7 protein-coding genes and 1 pseudogene (1 of these 8 only partly in view) are annotated in these 6,943 nt (G+C 60.1%); 3 read left to right on the plus strand and 5 right to left on the minus strand.

Going from position 1 to position 6,943, the window contains the following annotated elements:
- The 4 genes and pseudogenes from ACFFAR_RS14580 to ACFFAR_RS14595 all read right to left on the minus strand — a co-directional run.
- Nucleotides 1-949, minus strand: a pseudogene (locus ACFFAR_RS14580) (agmatinase); it reaches 47 nt to the left of the window's first position.
- A gap of 52 nt (nucleotides 950-1,001) precedes the next feature.
- Nucleotides 1,002-1,664, minus strand: a complete 663-nt coding sequence (locus ACFFAR_RS14585) for an ABC transporter permease subunit (protein WP_174363431.1) — start codon at nucleotides 1,662-1,664, stop codon at nucleotides 1,002-1,004.
- Nucleotides 1,654-2,337: an ABC transporter permease subunit gene (locus ACFFAR_RS14590; RefSeq protein WP_174363430.1), complete on the minus strand. Its 684-nt coding sequence runs from the start codon at nucleotides 2,335-2,337 to the stop codon at nucleotides 1,654-1,656. Before ACFFAR_RS14590 ends, ACFFAR_RS14585 begins: the two co-directional genes overlap by 11 nt.
- Before the next feature lie 13 nt (nucleotides 2,338-2,350).
- On the minus strand, nucleotides 2,351-3,199 hold the full coding sequence (locus tag ACFFAR_RS14595; protein WP_075360355.1) for a transporter substrate-binding domain-containing protein: 849 nt from the start codon (nucleotides 3,197-3,199) through the stop codon (nucleotides 2,351-2,353).
- Nucleotides 3,200-3,320: 121 nt separating this feature from the next.
- Here ACFFAR_RS14595 and ACFFAR_RS14600 point away from each other — a divergent pair, with 121 nt between their 5' ends.
- Complete coding sequence (locus ACFFAR_RS14600) at nucleotides 3,321-4,205, plus strand: LysR family transcriptional regulator (RefSeq protein WP_075360152.1); 885 nt, start codon at nucleotides 3,321-3,323, stop codon at nucleotides 4,203-4,205.
- A gap of 4 nt (nucleotides 4,206-4,209) precedes the next feature.
- Here the strand turns inward: ACFFAR_RS14600 and ACFFAR_RS14605 are convergent, their stop codons facing one another.
- On the minus strand, nucleotides 4,210-5,130 hold the full coding sequence (locus ACFFAR_RS14605; protein ID WP_375508046.1) for a DMT family transporter: 921 nt from the start codon (nucleotides 5,128-5,130) through the stop codon (nucleotides 4,210-4,212).
- A 108-nt stretch (nucleotides 5,131-5,238) separates the two neighbouring features.
- Here ACFFAR_RS14605 and ACFFAR_RS14610 point away from each other — a divergent pair, with 108 nt between their 5' ends.
- Nucleotides 5,239-6,156 carry a LysR substrate-binding domain-containing protein gene (locus ACFFAR_RS14610; protein WP_174364213.1) on the plus strand — a complete coding sequence of 306 codons (918 nt, stop codon included), beginning with the start codon at nucleotides 5,239-5,241 and terminating at the stop codon, nucleotides 6,154-6,156.
- Between the two features lie 69 nt (nucleotides 6,157-6,225).
- On the plus strand, nucleotides 6,226-6,943 hold a 718-nt coding region (locus ACFFAR_RS14615; RefSeq protein WP_375508047.1), incomplete at its 3' end, for an aldolase.

The raw sequence follows: 6,943 nt of genomic DNA on the forward strand, positions 1-6,943 counted from the left end.
CATCGTCGCCGCTGGACACGCCGCCGCAGCCGATCAGGATCAGCCGCCCCGCCGTCACGCACGAGATCTGGTTCACATCTTTCTCAGGCTGAATCTCCACGATATCCATGCCCACCACACGGCCCTTCTTCACAAGCCCGTGAATGAGCTTGCGGGCTTGCAGGAAGGTCACGCCGCCGGGCGCGGGACCTGCGACGGCCGGCATGACCGAAGGATCGAGGCCATCGGCGTCGATGGTCAGGTAGTAGTTGCCGCCATCCGGAATGCGCGCAAGCACGGCGTCCATGCCGATGTCGTGAAGCTCGTAAGCGGTGATCAGGTCCGAGCCATAAGCCTTGGCGGCGCGGAATTCCTCCGGACGGCCGCTGCCCTGCGCACGCAATCCGATCTGCACGATCTTCGCGACATGCTTCATTTCGGAAGCGCGGCGAATCGGGCTGGAGAGACCGTCGCGCACGCCGTTCACTTCGTCGCGCCAGTCGAGGTGGGCATCGACATGAACCAGCGTGATCGGGCCAAGGCTGTCGAACGCGCGCAGCACCGGCGTGGTGATGCCATGATCGCCGCCCATCACGATAGGCAATGCGCCTGCAGCCAGGATCTTGCGCACGGCTTGCTCGACGCGCTCGTAATGGCTGCCGGGCGCCGCGAGATCGGCAATCACATCGCCGCAATCGACAAAGCGAATGTCCGTGCGTTCCTGCAGCAACGGACCATCGATATCGAAATCGTAGTGGCCCGGCGAACGCACTACGCGGTCAGTTGCCTGACGGATTGCGGTAGGCGCATTGGTCTGGTCATTGGTAAAATCGGCGGCGGAATATGCCGAACCATAGGGCATGCCGAGAACGGCGATGTCGGCGTCGAGGTTATCGAGGTCCATCGCCAGCTCGGAATAAAGGAGCGTCTTGTGGCCGGTCTTAGGAGGAACAGTCAGTGGCTTAGTCATGGTAAGGAATCCTGTATTAAGTGGCATTGATTACGGCAAGGGAGGCGCAGTATCAGACGCGCCGGTATCGGGTTGCGTATCGCTCCGACCATTGCCCGGCCACGTCGAGCAGCACGCTGCACAGCCAGTAGATGAGCGCGGTGGTGCCGAGTACTTCGACGTACGCGAAGGTATCGGCGGTGAGCAGGTTGCTTTGATAGGTCAGCTCCGTCAGGCTCATGACGGAGAATATCGACGAGTCCTTGAACATCATGATGGTGAGACTGGTCGTGGCCGGTGCGAGAAAACCAAAAATTTGCGGCAAGACCACATGACGCTGCACCTGAAGACCCGAAAGCCCCAGCGAGCGCGCCGCCTGCACCTGTCCATGCGCGAGGCTGCCGAATGCCGCGCGCAGGATCTCGCAAAAGTACCCGCCGGTGTAGAACGCCGTGGCCGCTACGCCGATCGCAAACGCGGGCATCGATACACCCAGCTTCGGCAAGCCGAAGAAGCTCAGGTAGACGAGTATCAGAAACGGGACATTGCGCACGATCTCCACGTACGAGAGCGCGACTGCGCGCAACACGCGCCATGCCGAGGCACGGAAATACGCGGCAACGGTGCCTGCCACGATGCCGAGCGGAATGCCGAGCAGGCAGACCTGAGCAGTGACCTTCAACCCTTTGAGCAAGGGGAGAATGGACGATTGAACGACAGCCAGGTCAATGGACATTGGGTAACACCTTAGCCACGCGGCGTTCTAATCCACGCGATGCCGACGACGCAACGAACAGAATCGCGAAGTAGACTGCGGCCGTCGCGGAAAACACCTGCAGCGGCAAGTTGGTTTGCAGGGTCGCGTCGCGTGCGACCGTCGCAAGGTCGTGCACCGCGATGATCGACATGAGTGAAGACGCCTTCAGCAGCATCGTGAATTCGTTGGTCAGCGGCGGGATCGAACGATAAAAAAGCTGCGGAAACACGATGTATCGCCACACCTGAAAGGCAGGCATGCCAAGCGCACGAGCCGCCGGGATCTGCCCGCGGCCCAGCGAGTTCAATGCGCCACGCAAGATCTCCGAGACATACGCCGCAGTGTTCAATGCAAGTGCGAGAATGCCTGCCTGCAGCGGCGAGATATTCAGATTGAGCACGGCAGGCAGCACGTAATACGCAACCAGCATCTGAATCAGCGCGGGCGTACCGCGTATCAGGCTTACATAGAGAATGACGAGCCACGCGAGCACGCGGCCGCCGTGCTGGCGCACCAACAGCAACATCGCGCCGATCGCGATGCCAAGCACGAACGCCGCCACGCTCGATAGAATCGTCGTGATCGCGCCCGCAACGACATCGTGGAAAAACGGTGCGAGCACGGCGAGCTGGCTGCTTATGAAAGCGAACATGCGGCGCTGCGCCTCAGACCGCGCCTTCAGGCAAATAGCCGCTGGTTGGCAGGTTCATCGTGTAGCCAAACCACTTCTTCTGCATTTGCGCCAGCTGGCCGCTCTTCGTCAATTCGGTGAGCGACGTATTGATGAACGTGCGAATCTCCAGGTCCTGCGGGTTCGCGACCCATGCGAGCATCTTCGGCTCACCGATCTTGCCAATGACGCGGAACTGCCCCGGCTCCTTCTTCATCAGCACGGCAACAACATTCGACGGCATGATGCCCACATCCAGCGTCTTGTTCGTCAACGCGACCATGACGTCCGGATAGGCCTGGAACAGCTTGATATCGGCATAACCGGCGCCCTTGGTTTTCAGTTGTGCATCGAAGGCTTGCGCGATTGGTTGTGACGACGAACCCATCTGCGTGCCAACCACATGTCCTGCGATATCTTCCGCTTTGGCGATGGCGCTGTCATTTGAACGCACGACCAGCACGGTATCGACGACACCTACGGGCTCCGAGAACGCAAAGCGCTTCGCGCGCTCAGGATTGATGCCAACGCTCGTCGCGACGAAATCGAACTTGTGCGTCATGAGGCCGGGCAGCAGTCCCTGGAACGGCAGGTTGACCTGATCGAGCGTGACGCCGAGCTTGCTCGCCATGTAATCCAGAATGTCGTGACCGTAGCCCACTACCTTGCCGTTTTCAACGAACTCGTAGGGCTCGTAAGCCGCCTCGGTGCCGACTGTCAGCTTGCCGCGCTTGCGAATGTCCGCAAGCGTTCCGCCTTCCGCGAACGCAAGGGAAGGCAAGGCCATCGCAAGCGAGACGCCGCCCGCGATGGTGATGAATTTGCGTCGGTCGAGCGTGTTCATGTGAATCCCCGGATCGTTGAAAAGCATTGGTGAGGGAAATGTAGGTAGTCAAAAAAGTTTTGAAAAACCATTTTTTCGCGGTTATGGTTCCGGAAACCGAAACCTTTTGAGCCGCGCGCCGATGAAAAAAATGGATCTGACCGAGCGCGACCTGCGTTCGCTGCGCGTGTTTTGCGCGGCGGCGCAGGCGAGCGGATTCGCCGCGGCGGAGCGGGCTTTATCGATGTCGAAGGCGTCGATCAGCAGGCATATCAACGAAGTGGAGGCGCATCTTGGACTGAAGCTGTGCGAGCGCGGTCCCGGCGGATTCCAGCTGACCGAAGGCGGGGAAGTTGCGCTGAGGGTCGCGTTGCAGGCGCTGGAAGCGCTCGAGCGCATCAAACCGGAAGTCGATGCCGTGCGCGGAGTCCTGTCCGGTCCGTTGCTGCTTGGCACATCCGAACATGTGCTTACGCATGAGGGATGCAGGATTTCGGAGGCACTCGGCGAGTTGCACCGGATAGCGCCGCTCGTCAGGCCGTCGTTGTCGGTAATGACATTCAGCGACCTTGGCGCAGCGCTTACCGAACGGCGCGTGCAGATCGCAATACGCGGCGCTTATAAACGGATTCGGGCGTTCCGGCACTACCCGCTTTTCACCGAGACGCATCGCGTGTTTTATCGGCCGGCAGCTTCCGGCGAGATTCATGCAAATTCCGATACACGCGTTTTACCCCTCGTGTACAGGCCTCATCCGTTCGTCGAGGACGCGCTCGCAACGCAGGGATTCACCCAGGGCCTCGAGGTCAGCGGGCTCGAAGCCGTGGCCATGATGGTCGCCACCGGCCGCTATGTCGGCTTGTTGCCCGAGCACTACGCAGCGCAACTTTCGCCGCGATACGAGTTCGCGGTACTGCCTGAATCACCCTTCTATTCGATGCCCTTTTGCGCCATCGTGGAAGAAGCGCGGCCTCTCACCCGGAGTGCGGAAGCGTTTTTGAATCTGTTGCTGGAGGCACATCGCTGAGTGATCAGGCGCTTCCCGCGGACAACTGGACGCTTGCGGCTTTACCCCAGCGCACGGTCGCGAGCATGGACGCCACGACGATCAACCCGCCCCCAACCCACGCCGTTACCGAGATTCTTTCACCAAGCCAGAGGCACGCGAACAACGCGCCGAACGCCGGTTCGCTGCCCATCAGCAACGCGACGCGGGTGGGACTGCTGCGCTTGATCGCGTAATTCTGGGCGAAGAATGCGAACAGCGTGCAAGCCAAAACCAGATAAAACATGCTGATCCAGAACGGCGTGTGCCCCGCGAAAGAAGGCACATGCTGCCACTGGCGCGGTGCGAAGAGAAGCGCCACCGCCGCGCTGCCGACCGCAACTACGCCCGATTGCACTGCTGTCACCGATAACGCAGGCAACACCGAATCACGCATCACGCGCTTGGTCACGCATACATTGAGCGCGCGCAGAAATGCGGCGGCGAGTATCAACGCATCGCCGGGATTGAAGACGAACGTACCGTCGTCGGCCAGCAACCATGCGCCGAACAGAGAAAGGGCAGCCGCGCCCCATTCCATGCGAGCGGGTTTGCGCTTGAGCAGAAACCATTCGACCAGCGGCGTCATGACTACGCACAGGCTGATCAGAAATGCCGCGTTGGCTGCGCGGGTAAGCAGCACGCCAAAAGTCTCGCAAAGAAAAATGCCCAATAACACGACCCCTGCGATAAACACGCCGCGCAGCGTGCGTGCATCGGCGTGACGCAGATGGCGCAACGCCGGCGACAAAACCACGAACGTCATGCCGAACCGCAGCGTCAACAAGCCGAGCACGGGGTAGAACACGAGCGCATTCTTGACGACGCCATAGCTCGTGCCCCACACCACGGCGACCACCAGCAGCATCAAATCGGAACCTAACAGCAGGCGATCTTGTTTCGGCATGGCGGCCCCCGGTGAAAGAATCCGTATTGTCGAGCCTTGCGCTTGCGGTGATAATCGGGCCGACGCGCACAGGCTTTATGTCGCAAATGCATCAATCACGGATCATCGATGAACCCTACCGAACTGTTTGCGTTGCTGCCTGACATGGCCGTGTTTGCGCGCGTTGTCGACTGCGGCAATTTTTCGGTCGCGGCGCGCCAGCTTGGCAGTACCCCTTCAACGGTAAGCCGTCAGATCAAGCGCCTGGAGGAAGCGTTGGCCACGCGCCTGCTCGAACGTTCCACGCGCAAAGTGCGAGTGACGGAATCGGGCGAGCAGGTCGTCCGGTATTGCCGCGACATCGTCAGCGCTGCATCGGGCGCCGTGGATGCAGCCGGGTCACTCGTCGGCCGGCCGCAAGGCAAGGTGCGTCTCAGTGCGCCGACTGCGTTTGCAAAGACCGTGATCCACCCGCTGGTGCCGGGATTTTTGCGCGCATATGAGGACGTCGACTTGCAGTTGTTTTACGCCGATCATGAAGTCGACCCGCTTCACGACGATATCGACCTGGTGATCCGTCTGACGGAACATCCTCCGCCGGGTCTGGCCGGACGGCGGCTGGGTTCGGTACGTTGGGTGTTGTGTGCATCGCCCGCTTACTTGAAGGCGCGCGGTACGCTCACGCACCCACGCGATCTGGCGCAGCATGATTGCCTGTATCTGGGCGAGACCGCCGATGACAACCGCTGGCGTTTTCAGCGTGGTTCCGAAACACAAACGGTCGAAGTCCACGGGCGTTATATAGCGAACCATGCGGGCGCGCGCCTCGACGCCGCGTTGCAGGATTTTGGCATTGCGAACTTGCCGGAATTCACCGCTGCAGATGCGCTGGCGCGCGGCGAACTGGTACAGGTGCTTGCCGATTGGACCTTCGCTGCACAGGCATACGTGGGAGAGGTGTGGCTGCTTTATCCGCCGAACAGGTTTTTACCGCCCAAGGTGCGGGTGCTGATTGATTATCTGGTTGAGAAAGGTGTCGGCGCTTAGGCGCGTCGAGACCGAAAACGCTTAAGCTCTTCGGTATACTCAAAGCACTGAAACTCCACGGCAATCATCATGGCTAATACGCTTTCAGTTGGCGAACTACACGCATCGTCCAATCGTGCACGGCTGGATTCCGATGCAGTCATGCAGGCGCGTGTCGAGCTTGCCGCATGTTTTCAGCTGGCAGCCCAGCGCGGATTAGAGGAAGGCGTTTGCAACCATTTCTCGGCAGTCGTCCCGGGACATGAGGACCTGTTCTTCGTCAATCCCTACGGCTATGCGTTCGCGGAAGTGACGGCGTCGCGCCTGCTCGTTTGCGATTTCGAAGGACATGTGATCGCTGGTGAAGGCAAGCCCGAAGCCACCGCGTTTTATATTCATGCGCGTTTGCATCGGCTAAAACCGCGTCTCAAAGCGGCCTTCCATACCCATATGCCGAATGCGACTGCACTGTGCTTGCTCGAAGGGCCGCCGCTTCTATGGCTGGGCCAGACTGCACTAAAGTTTTACGGCCGTACCGCAGTGGACGAGCACTACAACGGTCTCGCGCTGGACGCATCAGAAGGCGATCGCATTGCGTTGGCAATGGGCAGCGCCGACGTGCTATTTCTGAAGAATCACGGCGTGATGGTGGGCGGGGCGAGCATCGCTGAAGCGTGGGACGATCTTTATTATCTCGAGCGCGCGGCTGAGGTCCAACTCAAGGCCATGGCGAGCAATCGACCGCTCAAGCCGATTCCGCATGAAGTGGCGCAGCTTGCCTACGAGCAAATGCGCCTGGGCGATGCAG

The sequence above is a fragment of the uncultured Caballeronia sp. genome (genome assembly GCF_964243625.1).
Taxonomy (GTDB): domain Bacteria; phylum Pseudomonadota; class Gammaproteobacteria; order Burkholderiales; family Burkholderiaceae; genus Caballeronia.

Coding starts and splice junctions, on each gene's coding strand:
- ACFFAR_RS14585 (WP_174363431.1), bottom strand. CDS start 1,664: ATGTCCATTGACCTGGCTGTCGTTCAATCGTCCATTCTCCCCTTGCTC.
- ACFFAR_RS14610 (WP_174364213.1), top strand. CDS start 5,239: ATGAACCCTACCGAACTGTTTGCGTTGCTGCCTGACATGGCCGTGTTT.
- ACFFAR_RS14600 (WP_075360152.1), top strand. CDS start 3,321: ATGAAAAAAATGGATCTGACCGAGCGCGACCTGCGTTCGCTGCGCGTG.
- ACFFAR_RS14595 (WP_075360355.1), bottom strand. CDS start 3,199: ATGAACACGCTCGACCGACGCAAATTCATCACCATCGCGGGCGGCGTC.
- ACFFAR_RS14590 (WP_174363430.1), bottom strand. CDS start 2,337: ATGTTCGCTTTCATAAGCAGCCAGCTCGCCGTGCTCGCACCGTTTTTC.
- ACFFAR_RS14605 (WP_375508046.1), bottom strand. CDS start 5,130: ATGCCGAAACAAGATCGCCTGCTGTTAGGTTCCGATTTGATGCTGCTG.